Annotated in this window: 13 protein-coding genes; 7 read left to right on the top strand and 6 right to left on the bottom strand. The window is 22.9% G+C overall.

The genetic code is table 4. From position 1 onward, the window contains the following. Position 1 precedes the first annotated feature (1 nt). From EXC65_RS02715 to rplK, 3 genes are read right to left on the bottom strand one after another with little or no spacing between them, the layout of a single operon-like run. A complete protein-coding gene (locus tag EXC65_RS02715) occupies positions 2-769 on the bottom strand; it encodes a DUF3800 domain-containing protein (RefSeq protein ID WP_129719959.1) in 768 nt (255 codons plus the stop codon). 1 nt (position 770) lies between these two features. Continuing rightward, positions 771-1460, bottom strand: coding sequence for a 50S ribosomal protein L1 (rplA, locus tag EXC65_RS02710; protein WP_129719958.1), 690 nt, complete (start codon positions 1458-1460; stop codon positions 771-773). Position 1461: 1 nt separating this feature from the next. Next, the gene (gene rplK, locus EXC65_RS02705; RefSeq protein ID WP_129719957.1) at positions 1462-2046 is read right to left on the bottom strand and encodes a 50S ribosomal protein L11; all 585 of its coding nucleotides are present in this window, start codon (positions 2044-2046) and stop codon (positions 1462-1464) included. Positions 2047-2221: 175 nt separating this feature from the next. Between rplK and EXC65_RS02700 the strand changes: the two genes are divergently transcribed. Next, positions 2222-2929, top strand: a complete 708-nt coding sequence (locus tag EXC65_RS02700; RefSeq protein WP_129719956.1) for a phosphotransferase family protein — start codon at positions 2222-2224, stop codon at positions 2927-2929. Positions 2930-3054: 125 nt separating this feature from the next. After that, positions 3055-4197: a methionine adenosyltransferase gene (metK, locus tag EXC65_RS02695; RefSeq protein WP_129719955.1), complete on the top strand. Its 1143-nt coding sequence runs from the start codon at positions 3055-3057 to the stop codon at positions 4195-4197. Between the two features lie 54 nt (positions 4198-4251). Here metK and EXC65_RS02690 read toward each other — a convergent pair whose 3' ends face one another. Together EXC65_RS02690 and serS are read right to left on the bottom strand one after the other, a co-directional pair. Next, a complete protein-coding gene (locus EXC65_RS02690) occupies positions 4252-5154 on the bottom strand; it encodes a type I phosphomannose isomerase catalytic subunit (RefSeq protein ID WP_129719954.1) in 903 nt (300 codons plus the stop codon). Between the two features lie 12 nt (positions 5155-5166). Next, entirely contained in the window at positions 5167-6432 is a 1266-nt protein-coding gene (gene serS / locus EXC65_RS02685) for a serine--tRNA ligase (RefSeq protein WP_129719953.1), read from the bottom strand. Between the two features lie 59 nt (positions 6433-6491). Here serS and EXC65_RS02680 point away from each other — a divergent pair, with 59 nt between their 5' ends. From EXC65_RS02680 to tilS, 3 genes are read left to right on the top strand one after another with little or no spacing between them, the layout of a single operon-like run. Then, positions 6492-8633, top strand: coding sequence for an ATP-dependent DNA helicase (locus tag EXC65_RS02680; RefSeq protein WP_129719952.1), 2142 nt, complete (start codon positions 6492-6494; stop codon positions 8631-8633). A 20-nt stretch (positions 8634-8653) separates the two neighbouring features. Continuing rightward, positions 8654-9235, top strand: coding sequence for an aminoacyl-tRNA hydrolase (pth, locus tag EXC65_RS02675; RefSeq protein ID WP_129719951.1), 582 nt, complete (start codon positions 8654-8656; stop codon positions 9233-9235). Further along, positions 9195-10088, top strand: coding sequence for a tRNA lysidine(34) synthetase TilS (gene tilS / locus EXC65_RS02670; protein ID WP_232018832.1), 894 nt, complete (start codon positions 9195-9197; stop codon positions 10086-10088). The genes pth and tilS overlap by 41 nt, the downstream gene beginning before the upstream one ends. A gap of 428 nt (positions 10089-10516) precedes the next feature. Here the strand turns inward: tilS and lysS are convergent, their stop codons facing one another. Further along, complete coding sequence (lysS, locus tag EXC65_RS02665) at positions 10517-11983, bottom strand: lysine--tRNA ligase (protein WP_129719950.1); 1467 nt, start codon at positions 11981-11983, stop codon at positions 10517-10519. 323 nt (positions 11984-12306) lie between these two features. Between lysS and EXC65_RS04600 the strand changes: the two genes are divergently transcribed. After that, positions 12307-13866, top strand: coding sequence for an MFS transporter (locus EXC65_RS04600; protein ID WP_232018831.1), 1560 nt, complete (start codon positions 12307-12309; stop codon positions 13864-13866). Positions 13867-13917: 51 nt separating this feature from the next. Beyond that, positions 13918-15723, top strand: coding sequence for a choline/carnitine O-acyltransferase (locus tag EXC65_RS02655; protein ID WP_129719949.1), 1806 nt, complete (start codon positions 13918-13920; stop codon positions 15721-15723). The last annotated feature ends 1 nt before the right edge of the window (position 15724 follow it).

Genomic DNA, 15724 nt, shown 5'->3' with positions numbered 1-15724 from the left:
ATTATACCATATTTTTGTGTCTTAATAATGATTTAATTATTACCTTTTCTTCAAACACAGTTATTAAATCACAAATAAAAAAATTTTGTTTTGCAATTTTATTAAAATTATTATTTGAAATATTAAACCTTAAAGTATTTGCTACCATATCAGAAGCTCTAACTAAGATGCTAGTTTTTGAATCTTGATATTTTAGTTTTAAATTAACTTTGTTTTTTTGAAGAATTGGAAAATTAAAATTTGTAGAAAATTCTCCCAATAATTCAGCTAAAATCAAATCATTGAGTTTATAATAACCATTTGATTTAATAGTTTGATTATCAATTATTATATAAATATCAATTAAAGAATTTATATCGATTAACTTTTCATTTTTAAGTTTCACCATTATTTTTTTAATTAACAATTTAATTAAAAAATCTTTAAATCTATTAATAGAAGCTATGTCATTAAAATCAATATAAGAAAATTTTTTAAAATCGCTAATAATACTAATTTTTAAAAAATTTGGTTCTTTAAGTATTTTACTTAAAAATAATTTGTGTTTAGGTTTAATCAAACTTGCTTTTAGTTCTGGATGTTGAGGATATTTTGTTTTTATACTTTTTTCATTTTTTAAATAAATGTATTTTGCATGCTTTGTTTTTTCTTCGGAAAGAAAAAGATAACCTGCATAAACAAAATAATTATCTTTGCTATTCTGATGCATCACACCAGAATCATCCAAATAAAAATATATTTTTTGTTTTTTTAGATTATCTTTTTGCATATTAGTCAAATTTAATTTTTACTGAAGGTCCCATTGTAGCAGAAACTGTTAAGTTCAAAATATAAGCACCTTTTACTACACTTGGTTTTAATCTTTTAATTGTATTAATTAATGTTTGTGCATTTTCAACCAATTCTTTTGTCGACATTGATGATTTACCTATTAATGAGTGAACAATACCTGATTTATCAGCTCTATAATTAGCTTTACCTTTTTTAAGTTCAGCCACAGCTTTTGCTGGTGTAGGAGTAACTGTACCAGTTTTAGGGTTAGGCATTAAACCTTTTGGTCCTAATTTTTTACCATATTTTCCTAAAACAACCATCATTTTTGGGTCAACTACTATAACATCAAAATCAAATTTATCAGTTTTTAGTACTTCTTCTAATTCTCCTGAACTATAAACCAAGTCAGCTCCAGCTTCTTTGGATGATTTTTGAATTTCAACGTCATCTGAAGCAACTAAAACTCTAACATTTTTTCCAGTTCCATTAGGTAAAACAACTGCACCCCTTAATTGTTGGTCTGCTTTTCTTGTATCTAAATTTAATTTAATTGCTAAATCAATTGAAGCGTTAAATTTTGCATATGAAGATCTTTTTGCTAATTCAATCGCTTCTTCTAAAGAATATACTTTATTTTTATCAACTAGTGTTCTAGCTGCTTGAAGTCTTTTTCCAATTTTTTTCATATTATTCTTCTTCAGCTCTTTCTATTTTTTTAGTTATAACTTCTGCTTCAACAAATTCTTTTTTCTCAGCAGCTAATTTTTCATCTTCTTTTAATTTAGCAGCATTTTTTTCTAATTTAGCATTTTCAATTGCTTTTCTTTTAGCTTCTTTTTCAGCAGCTACAATATCATCTCATCCTTCAATTAAAACACCCATATTTTTAGCTGTTCCAGCAACAATTCTCATTGCTTTATCTAATGAATCAGTGTTTAAATCAACTAGTTTGTATTGTGCTATTTCCTTTAGTTGTTCCAATGTTATAGTTGCAACAATTTTAGTTTTTGCATTTGAAGAACCGCTTTCAATTTTCGCAGCCTTTTTAATCATGTATGAAGCCGGTGATGTAAATAATTTAAAATCAAATGATTTATCTTTGTAAATTGTGATAGCAACAGGAACAGGTTCAGAACCTCTATCTCTTGTTTGGTCATTAAATTGTCTTGTAAATTCAGGCATAACAATACCTAAACCTGCCAATGCTGGACCAGGTTTAGCTTGTCCTGCATTAAACTGTAATTTAGCAACACGAACTATTTCTTTTGCCATATCGAGCATCCTTTCTTTTGTTTATAAAATCTCTTAGTGGTATTAACGAATTTTCTTCCACTTAAAGGCAATAAAATATTGCTTTTAAATTATACACATTTTTTAATATTACAAAAGCATTTTGATTAATTATATCTATTTTGTAAAAAAGGTAGTTTTGATATAATTTTTTAATATGAATATAAAATCAATTAAAGAATTGTTGCCAAAAAAAATTTATGAAAAATTGAGTGATATACAACTCTTTTATGAGGGATTTCATAATAAAACATATTTAGCAAATTACGGAGATGAAAAGGTCCAAATTAGAGTGGCAATTAACAAAATAGCACAACACAAAGATGAGATAGAATACATTAAAAATGATTATGATTACATTTATTTTACAGATGAGATTTTAGTCAAAAAATGATATGAAGGTCATATTTTGAATGAAAAAAATTTAACTAAAAAAGATTGTTATGTTATTTTGGATAAAATGAAAAAAGTTTGAGAAAACAAAGGCAACTACACAAAGATGAATTGATTTTATTATACAATTGATGATGTTAAATACAAAAAAATTGTAGAAAAATACAAAGATGATTTTAATGATACAATACATGGTGATATAAGAGCAAAAAACATCATTCATACATATAACAATGATTTTATTTTGATTGATTTTGAATGAGTGAGAAAAGGCTCGAAATATTTTGATATTTGTTCTTTTTTAAAATTTTCTAAATTAAGTAAACAAGAAGTTATTGATTATTTAAAATTAGATAAAGAAAAATTGGAAGATTATATTTATATAACGAATCTTTTTAATAAAAATGCCTATTATCAAGTTTATGATAAATTAAAAGATTTTTACATAGGTGAAATAAAAAATAAGAAATAATATTAAGTGATTTATTTGTTATTTTTTTTATTTAATATTAAAATAAAATTAAAAAAAATTAAAGTTTAAAAAACTTACACAATATATTCATTTACAAAAAATTTTTTAAACTAGAGAGAGTAGAGATGAAAAAGTTATTTACAAGCGAAAGTGTTGGAAGAGGGCATCCAGATAAAATATGTGATCAAATTAGTGACAAAATATTAGATGCTTTCCTTAAAAAAGATCCAGATTCTCGTGTTGCATGTGAAGTTATGGCATCTAATCGTCTAATCATTATTGCTGGAGAAATTAAAACAAAGGGTTATGTTGATGTTGTAAAAGAAGCTTGAAGTGTTGTTAAAAAAATAGGATACAATGAAAATGATTTTACTATTATTTCTAATATAAACACTCAAAGCTCAGAGATAAGTCAAGGTGTTGATCAATCTAATGATGTTATTGGGGCTGGAGATCAAGGAATAATTTTTGGTTTTGCAACTAATGAAACTGAAAATTACATGCCACTTGCATACAGCATTACAACAGATTTAATTAAAACTGCAGATCAATTAATAAAAAATAAAAAATTTAAATGAGCTAAATATGATATGAAAAGCCAAGTTACTATTGACTACAGTGAAGAAAAACCAAAAATTGACACTGTTTTAATGTCAATTCAACATCATGAAAATTATAATAAAAAAGAATTTTATAATTTTTTAACTAATAAAATTATAAAACCTGTTGCATCTAAATATAATATGAATAATGATTTTGAAATTTTAATTAATCCAACAGGTAAATTTACAATTGGAGGACCTATTGGGGATACAGGACTTACAGGTAGAAAAATTATTGTAGATACTTATGGCGGTTATGCAAAACACGGTGGTGGGGCTTTTAGTGGAAAAGATTATACCAAAGTTGATAGAAGTGCTGCATATGCTGCAAGATGAGTAGCAAAAAATTTAGTTGCTGCAAAAATTGCTGACAAAATAGAGATTCAACTTTCTTATGCTATTGGAGTTGCTAAACCTATATCTATTAGTGTGAACAGTTTTAACACATCTAAATATTCAGAAGAACAAATTTTAAAGGTTATAAATAAACTTTTTGATCTTTCTCCAAATGGTATTATTAAAGCCTTAAATTTAAAAGAACCTATTTATTCCTATACATCTATTTTTGGTCATTTCGGAACAAACCCTCATGAATTCACTTGAGAAAAATTAAACAAAGTTAATGAAATAAAAGCTGAAATTGCTAAATTTAATAAAGTAAATTAAAAACAGATATATTCAAAATATTAGTGAATATATCTGTTTTTTTTATAAAAATAATTATTTCACAAAGTTAACCATAATAGTTAATGAACCTTTAACTTTAAATTCTTTTAGTAAACCGCTTACTAAAAAAGCACTACCTTTTTTTATTGGCATGTCATTAACAAAACCATTTCCTTCTACAACAACAACTTCAGCTCATTTATTATCTTCTAATGATATTGCTTTTGGTGAAGAAATTACAAATCGATTTAAATTAAAATATTTATTTTGAATTAAATCCTCAGTTAAAACTATTATTGGCTCTTCATTTATGTCAGTTTTAATTGCTTTTATAGCCTCTTTTATGTGTAATTGTCTTCCTTCTCCATTTAAATCAACTCTATCATAATCATATATTCTATATGTAATATCACTTGATTGTTGTAATTCATAAACAAACATATTTTTTGCTAAACCATGAACCATACCTGCTGGAATATATAAAAAATCATCTTTCATTAAAAAATCAAATTTTAATCATTTTTTAATTTTATTATTTCTTAAATCATTTATTATTCTTGATTTTCTACCTTTTTTAAGACCTATTACAGATTTTTCAGATGGATGGTCTAAAACATATCAACACTCATCTTTACCAAAAGAATTATGTTGTTCTCTAGCCATTTCATCATCTGGATGTACTTGAATACTAAGGTTATCTTTCGTGTCAATAAATTTAGTTAAATTAGGATATTCCCCTTTATAATTAAGAAAAAATTCTTTATTTTGTTTAAAAAAATCATTTAGTTTTATATTTTTGTAATCTTTATTAATAATTGTGGATTCATAGTTTTCTATAGCTGAAATTAATCAAGCTTCACCTATGTTTTTTTGTTCTGTTTTATAAAGCTTTCTTAAATTATCTCCACCTCATAAAACACTTTTTAAAAAAGGTTTTAAAAATATTATTTTGTCCATAATAAGCCTAATTTATTTAATTTCTTTTTTATTATTCATATAAGGAACTAAAACTTTTGGAATTGTAATTGTTCCATTTTCATTTTGATATTGTTCTAATATTGCAGCAAATACTCTATCGATAGCTAAACCTGAACCATTTATCGTGTGTGCATAGTGATTTTTGTTATTTTCTTTATATCTTATTTTGGCTCTTCTTGCTTGAAAATCACCAAAATAAGATATAGAAGATACTTCTCTAAATCTTTGTTCTGATGGCAATCAAAGCTCAAGATCAATTGTTTTTTTAGATGAAAAACCTAAATCGCCTGTAGATAATAAAATTTTTCTATAAGGAATTTCTAATTTTTGCAAGATGTTTTCAGCATCTTTAACTGTTTTATTAAATTCTTCTTCAGCATCATTAGCATTTGTAATTTTTACTAATTCTACTTTGTGAAATTCATGTGACCTTATTAGCCCTTTTGTGTCTTTTCCACCGCTACCACTTTCTGCTCTAAAACATTTTGTATAACCAACATATTTTTTTGGTTTTGATAAATCTAAAATTTCATCATTATGAAAGTTAGTGAGTGTTACTTCGGCTGTAGGAATAAGTCACAAATCATAATTTTCAATTTTAAATAAATCTTCATGAAATTTAGGTAATTGACCTGTTCCATACATTGTATTTGTACTAACCAATGTTTGTGTTGTGATTTCAACATAATCATTTGCAATATGATTATCCAACATAAATGAAATTAAAGCCCTCACTAGTTGTGAACCTTCATTTTTGAAAATTGCAAATCTTGACCCCGACATTTTAACAGCTCTTTTAAAATCTAAAATATCTAATTCAACACCAATTTCATAATGAGGTTTTTGTGCTTTAACTAATTTTCTACCTAATTGATCAAAAGTCTCTAAAATCACATTATCATCTTCAGAATTACCAATAGGGACAGAATCATCTGGTAAATTAGGAATTAAATAATTTAAAGAATTAAATTCAACATTCAAATTATTAAGTGTTGTATTTAAATCATTTATTGTTTTATTAATAGTTAAAACATTATTTTTTAATTCACTTGTATCTTTTTTTTCCCGTACAAATTTACCAATCATTGCTGATATTCGATTTCTTTGATTTTCTAAATTTTGAACTTCTGTCATTATTGAATTTTTATTTTTAAGTATTTCAAAAATCTTTTCAACAATTGAAGTATCAAAATTTCTAGTTTTTAATTTTTCAATTACTTTTTGCTTATTTTCTAATATATATTTTGAATATAACATTTTTTAATTATAAATTAAAAAGGCTTTTGTTATTAATTTAATTTATTTATAATTAAAAAATGTTATTAATTAAAGGTAAAGTTAAATATTTGATTTGAGCAAGTGAAAATAAAAATTTTTTCATTTACATTTTTGAAAGCATCGAAAATGAAAAATATAAAATAAAAACTAATATTGAACTTTTGCTAAATAAAAGTTATGAGTTAACTTTAAACAAAGTAAACCATATAAAATATGGCGAATCTTGAGAAGTGATAGAACAAAAAATTATTGATCCAGAAAATAAAAAAGATATTATTCAATATTTTTCATCTAATTTATTTAACAAAATAGGAAAAAAAATTGCTGAAAAAATTTATGATAAATGAGGTGATAACTCTATTAAAATTTTAAAAAAAGAACCTGATAAAATTTTTGAAATAAGCTCAATTATCAACATTAAAAAAGCTCAAATTATTTTTGATACTTTAAATATTTTTTCTTTAGAATTTACAATCAAAGATTTTTTTATTTTAAATAGTATTTCAATAAATTTTTACAACAAAATTAATACATTTATAAATATTGTTGATGAATGAGAAAATATTAAAATTAATCCTTTTTTAATTTTAGAAAAATTCTATGATGATTTTACATTTGATGAAATTGATAAGCTAGCTTTAGCTATTGGTATAAAAGAAAATGATATAAATAGAATAATATTTTTGATTTTAGATAAAATAAGCAAAAATATTTTAAATAACAGTGATACTTTTTTTACTAAAAATGATATACCTCTTATTTATAATTTAATTACTAAAAACATTTTTATTTCAAAAGATGAATTTTTCAATATTTGAAAATTAATGTTTAGAAACAAATATCTCATTTTTTTACAAGATAAAAATGCATACTCACCTTTTTTCTTGTTTGAAAAAGAAAAATTTATAGTTGAACAATTAATTAAAGTCAGTGAAACAAAAGAAAATATTAAAGCAGAAATTTTATCTGAACATTTAGATAAACAACAACAAAAAGCAGTTAAAATTGCACTAAAAAATAGTTTATCTATTATCACAGGAGCGCCTGGAACAGGAAAGTCTGAAATTTTAAAATATATTTATTGAAATATAAATCAAAAATATAATCAAGATAAAATAGCTGTATTAACTCCTACAGGAAAAGCAGCTATAAGACTGAAGGAAAAAGCAAATTTTCAAGTTAAAACAATTCATTCATTTTTACAAAGTGAAAAAATAAATGAACAATATGTAATAAAAAATCCAATTAAAAAAAATATAAATGTTTTAATAATTGATGAATTTTCAATGGTGGATTTAAAATTATTTTTTAATTTACTTGAGTCAATAAATATTTGAAATTTAAAAAAAATTATTTTAATTGGGGATCAAAATCAATTACCTTCAATAAGTTTTGGTGAATTATTACGTGATTTTATTAATTCTAATTTTTTTCAAGTTATTTTTCTTGAAAAAAATTATCGACAAAAAGATAAATTAGGAATAATTGATGATGCACTAAAAGTAAACAAGCAAATGATGCCTTTATTCAATACAAAAGAATCAAATTTTATTGAAATAAAAGAGAAGAAATTTTATTCTCAATTAGATAAAATTTTTAATGAAATTTTAAAAGAATATGAAATTAAAGATATTATTATTTTATCAGCAAATTATAAAGGTGAAGTAGGTATTGAAAAAATAAATGAACATATTCAAAAAAAATTTTTCAAAAAAAAAGACAATTATTTTTTAATTAATAACAAAAGATTTTATATAGGTGATAGAGTTATTCAAATTGAAAACAATATTGAAAACAATGTTATGAATGGTGAAATTGGATATATTGAAAATATTGCAATTTATAAAGATAAAATTCAATTTATTCATGTAAAATTTGAAAATGATAAAAATGTTAAATACACAGAATTTGCTTTTAAGCAATACTTAAATTTAGCATATTGTATATCAATACATAAATTTCAAGGTTCAGAGTCGAAAGTTGTAATTTTATCTATTTTTAGCCAATTTACTTTCATTTTAAATAAAAAACTTATTTATACAGGGATGACAAGAGCTCAATCATTATTGAAAGTTATCGGCAATAAAGAAATTTTTTACAATGCTATTCAAAAGGATAATAGTGCTAAAAATACAAATATTATTTATTTCTTTGAAAAAAATAATTTAGCAAATAAATAATTTATTATAAAATTTTAATTATGAAATTAATAGTAGGATTAGGAAACCCTGGTGAAGAATACAAATTCACAAGACATAATGTTGGGTTTTTGGTCATAGATCAAATAGCAAAAGAATTAAATCTTGGATTTAAAAATCATAAATCAAAAGCATTAATAGCAAAAGGTGATGATTTCATTATTGTAAAACCTCAAAATTATATGAATAATTCAGGTGAAGTTGTAAAAGATATTGTAGATTTTTATAAAATTTATGTTGATGATATTTTAATTATTTTGGATGACATTAATATAGATTTTGGTAAGGCTGTTATTAAAAATAATGGCTCAGCTGGTGGACAAAAAGGTATGCAAAATATAATAGATGAATTAAAAACAAAAGATATTAAAAGAATGAAAATAGGTATTTCACGCCCAATGCATTCATCACAAGTTAAAAATTATGTTTTGAGCAATTTTACACAAGAAGAAAAAAAACTCATAAGCGCAGTTATAGAAGAAGCTGCTTTAGCAGCTATTGAATTTATTTCAAATGATATAAGATTTGTTATTGAAAAATTTAATGCAAAAAATAGAAGAAAAAAAGTTACTGTTAGCAGTTAGTGGGGGACCTGATTCCATTTTTATGTTGGAAAAATTTAAACATAAAAATATAGTAGTGGCTCATGTTAATTACAACAAAAGAATTGATAGTGATATTGACCAAAAAATAGTTGAAAATTTTTGTAGAAAATGAAATATTAAACTTTTTATTTTAAAAATTTCTAAAACTTTCAAAATTTATAATAATTTCCAAAATGAAGCTAGAAAAATTCGTTTTAATTTTTTTAGAAAAATTTATCAAAAAGAAAAATGTGATTTTCTTTTACTTGCGCATAATAAAGATGATTTTTTTGAAACAGCAATAATGCAAAAACAAAAAAATAAAATAGTAAATTATTGAGGAATTAAAAAAAACATCCATATTTGGAACATGAATGTTTATCGACCGTTTTTAGAAAAATATTGAAAAGAAAATATTGAGAAATATTTGCTAAAAAATAATATTAACTTCGCTATTGATTCATCTAATAACACAAATAAATATCAAAGAAATAAAATTAGAATTTTTTATAAAAAGAAAAAATTATGCAAATTTTTTTATTTTTATAAGTTTATGTTTTTAAATATTTTTCTTAAACACAAAGAAAAACAAAATCAAAAAAAATATTTAAGATGAGAAATGAAAAATTTTTCCATTAATTATTTTAAAAAAGAAAAAAAACAATTAACATTATTGTTTTATACTTTAAACAAAAAATTCAATGATTTGAATTTAACAAGACAAAAACTACTTTCAATTTTACAATTTATATTTTCTAAAAACCCTAGCAGTGAATATAAATTAAAAAAAGATTTTTATTTAGTTAAAAAAAACAAAAAATTAGAATTTAAAACCACCATATTTTCCGGATAAAATATGGTGGTAATTTTAAAATTTATAAATTTCACGCGTTTTTAAAATTCTGATTTAAATGAGTAAAACTATTTGTTATTTACATAACTTGGAAAATAATCTTTCAAAACTATACATTTAAAATAAAAAGGAAGGGATATGCACAAATGAGAATAATAACGAATAATAAAGCAAGTATATACAAATATAAAAAAACAAAAAACAACTATCAAGAAATATTAGGGATATTTTAAAATTGGAGTTAAGTATGTAAAACAAATAAAAAAAGAATGAAAAATAGAAATTACCCTATGTTTATATAAAACCCAAAATTAATTATAAAAATTATGGAGTAAAAATAATAGTTTTAATCATTTGATTTTTAGGGGAAGCCCCTATAATAAGTATAAAACAAAAAATAAAAAAAAAATTAATTTTTCAAAATAATTTTATATTTTATTATCTTTAAGATGTGGAAATAATAAAACTTCTCTTATTGATTCCTTCTCTGTTAATAACATAATTAAACGATCAATACCAATTCCGCAACCACCTGCTGGAGGCATTCCATATTCTAAAGCTTCAACAAAATCATAATCAATTTCATTCGCTTCAGAGTTTCCAGCTTCTTTTTCTTTTAATTGCTTTTTAAATCTTTCAAGTTGATCTAAAGGGTCGTTCAATTCACTAAACATATTAGCATATTCTTTTTTATTAATAAAAAGTTCAGCTCTATCTGTGAACCTTGGATCTTTTTCACTAACTCTTGCAAGTGGTGAAATTTCAATAGGATGACCATAAACAAATGTTGGTTGTATTAATTTATCTTCTACAAATAATTCAAATAATTCATTGATAATATGTCCAGATGTATAATAATTTTCAATTTTTATATTATTTTTAATTGCTATTTCCTTGATTGTATCAAAGCTAGCTTTTTTTAAATCAACACCAACATATTTAGATGTTTCATCAACCATATCAATTTTTTTAAATGGTTTGGTTAAATATATTATTTTTTCACCAAAAGAAATTTTTTCTTTTTTTAATTTTATAGCTAAAGTAGAAATTAATTGTTCTGTATATTCCATCATTTTAAATAAATCACTATATGCTTCATAAAATTCAATAGAAGTAAATTCAGGATTATGTGTTGTATCAACACCTTCATTTCTAAATATTCTTCCAATTTCATAAACTCTATTAAAACCACCCACTAATAATTTTTTTAATGGTAATTCCGTTGCTATTCTTAAGTAAAATTCACTTTTTAATGCATTGTGATATGTTACAAATGGTTTTGCACTAGCTCCACCTAAAATTGGTTGTAAAACAGGTGTGTCAACTTCTAAGTAATTATTTTTATCAAAAAATTGTCTTGTAAAACTAATAATTTTACTTCTAGTTTGAAAAACTTTTTTTGTATCTTCATTAATAATTAAATCAACATATCTACGACGATATCTTTCTTCAACATCAGTTAATCCATGATATTTATCAGGTAAAGGTTTTAAAGATTTTGTTAAAAGTTGAATTTTTTGAACTTTGATTGCAAATTCTCCTGTATTAGTTTTCATTACTTTACCAGATGCAAAAATGATATCTCCTAAATCAAAAGTTTCAAATAATTCATTAAATTCTGTTAGCTCTTTTTTATTATAATAAAGTTGAATTGTTTCATTTTCATTTTTAATAACAACAAAAGCACTACGAATAGTATGAATTCTTCCAGCAACTTTTAGTATATTATTTTGTTGTTCTAACTCTTGTTTACTAAAATTTTTTAGTTTTTCTGTTTCTAAAGTATAGTTGCTTAATGTTTCATTAATTTGAGCAAAAGGATTTACATTTATTGCTTTGTATTTGTTTAATTTTTCCCTTCTTACAAGTTCTTGTTCGCTAAATTTTCTTTCCATATTTCTCCTTTTAATATTTAAATTAAATAAAACAAATTATAACATTTTAACACAAATAAAAATAATTATTGTTTAAAACTTAAAGCTGTTTTATAAAAATAATTTGGTCATTTTTTTGTGTTTTTTTATTTTTTTTAACGAATAAAAAAAATAATTTGTAATTCTTAAACAAAAATAAAAGAACAACTATTTTTTTTAAAAAATGTTAATTTCTGTTTTTTTTATAAGTATTTTTTCATTTTCTTACTAAAGACTTCTTACTTTTTTTTTTTTTTTTACAATGGAAGTGTGGGTATTCTCACTAAAAAATGAAAGGATTATAAATGAAATTATTTAAAAAACAAGTTTGAAATGAAAAAGAACAGTATTATCAACTTTCAGTAGTTCATAAATTTATTTCTATTTTTATAATTGCATTAGGTGGAGGAACTATTTATTTAACACCTTATTTACTTTATTCATTTAAGAGTCAAATAATTAATGTTACTCAATCCAATGAAACAGAAATTCAATTTTTATTAACTGCATATGGTATTTTATCTTTGCTTTTATACATTCCTGGGGGATGGTTGGCTGATCGAGTTCAAGCAAAAACACTTTTTGCATTTTCAATGATATCAACTTCTATAGTTACTTTTTGGTATTCATTAGTTGGCTTTGAAAATATTGTAAATTATAGTCAATTAATTATAATTCACTTGTTATTTGCACTTACAACAGTTTTAACATTTTGAAGTGCTTTTATAAAAAGTGTTAAATTATTAGGTTCTAACAAAGAACAAACTTCATTATATTCAAAAGCAGAAACAACAAGATATTTACTACAAGTTATTTTTAACTACATTTCAGTTGCGCTTGGTGCAATTTTAGTTGTAGCAAGTCCATTTGTGGTGTTTAATGTAGCTGGAAAACCTACTGATTTTTCCAATTTAGATATTGCTAGTTCATCATCAGGTATATTTTTCAGTTTATTCTTTTATGCTATTGTTTATCTTGTGTGTGGTATTTTAGCTTTAATAATTTTGCCAGGACCACTTTATATAAAAAGAAAAAAACTTCTTGAAAATGGTAAAATTCAATACTACTGTGTAACAAAAGAAAAAGAATATATTTTCAATAATGAACAAGAGTTAAAAAAATATAAAAAACAAGCAATTAAATATTTTTGAAAAAAAGTAGGAGTGGACACTTTAAGTTCGCTTAAAAGTGTAAATGTCATTTTAATTGGATTGTTAATTTTCTTTACAATGAATGCATATACAGTATTTTCAAATTATGGAACAACATTTTTAGAATCATTAGGTTCAAAAAATAAATCACTTAATTCATCATTGAGTGTTGTTTATATTTATGGTATTCCCATTTTAGGAGCATTAGTTGCTGGCTTTATTACAGCGAAATGAACTAAATCAACTAGCAAATCTATATTTATAATTAGCATAATGATGATTGTTGGTTCTGTTTTATTACTTATAACTTTATTGTCTTCTTATGATTCTGTTAAACCTTCGAAAGGTGAAAAAGGTCAATTTAACAATTACACATTGTGATTTACATTTATTTGAATTTGTTTTACAATGTTTTTTATCGGAGCAAGTAGATCAATTTATTGAAGCACTTTAACAGAATTAAAAATTAAACCTCAAATTTTAGGTATAGCTGTTGGAATTATTTCTATTATCGGATTTTCTAAAGATGTTTGAGCAGGAATATTGTTATCAAAATTAATTGAAAATGATTTTGCGAAAGATCCAAAAACCCAAGAATTAAGTAAAACTATTTATGAATTAAAAGCTTTAATTACTTTAAGTATTTTTGCTATATTCAATACAACATTAGCTGCAGTTACATCAATTTTTATTGTAATAAGAAGAAAAAAATAATTAAAAATTAAAGATTAATAATTTTAAATATTTAAACTAAGGAATTAAAATATGATAAATAAAATATTTGATAATTTTTTGTTTTTAAACAATAAATTTGAAAAAATTTATAAAAATAAAAATATTGAAAATATACCTAATTTACCTGTAGAAAAACCTGAAATATGAACTAAAAGATTTTTAGAATGATCAAAACCTTTGTTATCAAAAAAAGAATTTGAAGAAGCTAAAATAGCAGTTGAAGATTTTTTAAAAAGTAAAAGTTCAAAAAAAATATTTGATTTTTTAAGTCAAAAAACTTTAAAAAAAGAAAATAATTGGCTTGCACAATGATGAGTTGAATATGCTTATTTAACTTCTAGAAAACCTGTGATGCCAGATGTAAATGCACCTTTTTTTATAGAATTTACAAAGAATAAAACATTAGATGGTGATGTTGCTAAAAAGACATCAATTATTATTCATCAATTAGCACAATTGTTTTTAAAATTTAAAAATAACGAATTAAACACATTTATTTTAAAAAATAATAAGGTTTTATCTTTGGATGGTCTTGAGTTGCTTTTTAGCTCAGCAAGAATTAGACAAGAAGATAAAGATGATATTTATTTCAATAGTGAAATACAATCAGATTTTATTGTAATATTGAAAAATAATATTTTTTACAAATTAAGAATTATTAAAAATAATAAACCTATTAGTATTGAAGAAATTTACTATAATATAAATTTGATTTCTCAAAAAACAACAAAAGAAAAATTTAATTGAAACTTTTTAACAGCAGAAATGTCACCTAAAAAGTCAAAAAAAATTTTCGATTTTTTAACAAAAAATAATTCAAAAGAGCTTTTAGATGTTTTAGATTCGTTGTTTATTATTAATTTAGATTCAGGTATTGAACAAAATGCTAATAGTGTTTTACAAAAAGCATCTATGGCAAAAGATTTTAATCGTTGACATGGTAAAGGGCTTCAAATTATTATTAATAAAAAAGGAAAAGTAGTATTCTTACCTGATCATTCAGTTATTGATGGTTCAAATATTGCGACAATAAGTGAAATCATTGATCAAGAACTTATTAAAAATATTAATTTTATAAATAAAAAATTTAAAACTACTTTTGAAGTAATTAATTTTATTAAATTAAGTGAAAAGCAACAACAAAAGTTTAAAATAACTTTTGAAGATTACAAAAAATTTGTTAATAAAACAAATTTTATTGAAGTTGAATTAAATTGATTATCAAAAGAAAAACTTAAAAAATTAGGTGTTATATCAACAGAAGCATTTATTCAATTAGTTTATCAATTAGCACAATATAAAACTAATCAACAATTAAAAAATATTTATGTTGCTGTTGATATGAGAAGTTTTTATAGAGGAAGAACTGAATGCATTAGGCCAATTAGTGATAAAAGTGTAGAGTTTGTAAAATTATACTTTCAAGATAAAGAAAAAGCTATGAATCAATTTTGAAGTTATTTTACAAAAATTGAAAAAGAACATTATGACAAAACTAAATTAGCACAACAAGGTAGTGGAATTAATAGACACATGTTAGGTAGTTATTTAGCTTGAATAGAGAATCAAACCAAAATTAAAAAACCAAAATTATTTGATACAAAAGCATGAAAAATAATTTCATCAAATCATCTTTCCACTTCTTCTATTGTTCACAAAAATCTAAAAAACTTTTTATTTATTCCTGTTGAAAAATATGGTTTAGGAATTGCTTATGCACTAGATAATAATTATCGAGCTATTTTTTCAGTTTTTAAACATAACCAAAAATATTTATATGATTTTAAAAAAAATTTTGTTTCTATTTTAAAAGATTTATTCAAATATTTAAAATAGA

Source organism: Mesomycoplasma neurolyticum (assembly GCF_900660485.1).
In the GTDB taxonomy this organism is placed as follows: domain Bacteria; phylum Bacillota_I; class Bacilli_A; order Mycoplasmatales; family Metamycoplasmataceae; genus Mesomycoplasma_A; species Mesomycoplasma_A neurolyticum.
Note: the sequence above shows the minus strand (reverse complement) of the source record. Positions and strands in the feature narration are given on the sequence as shown.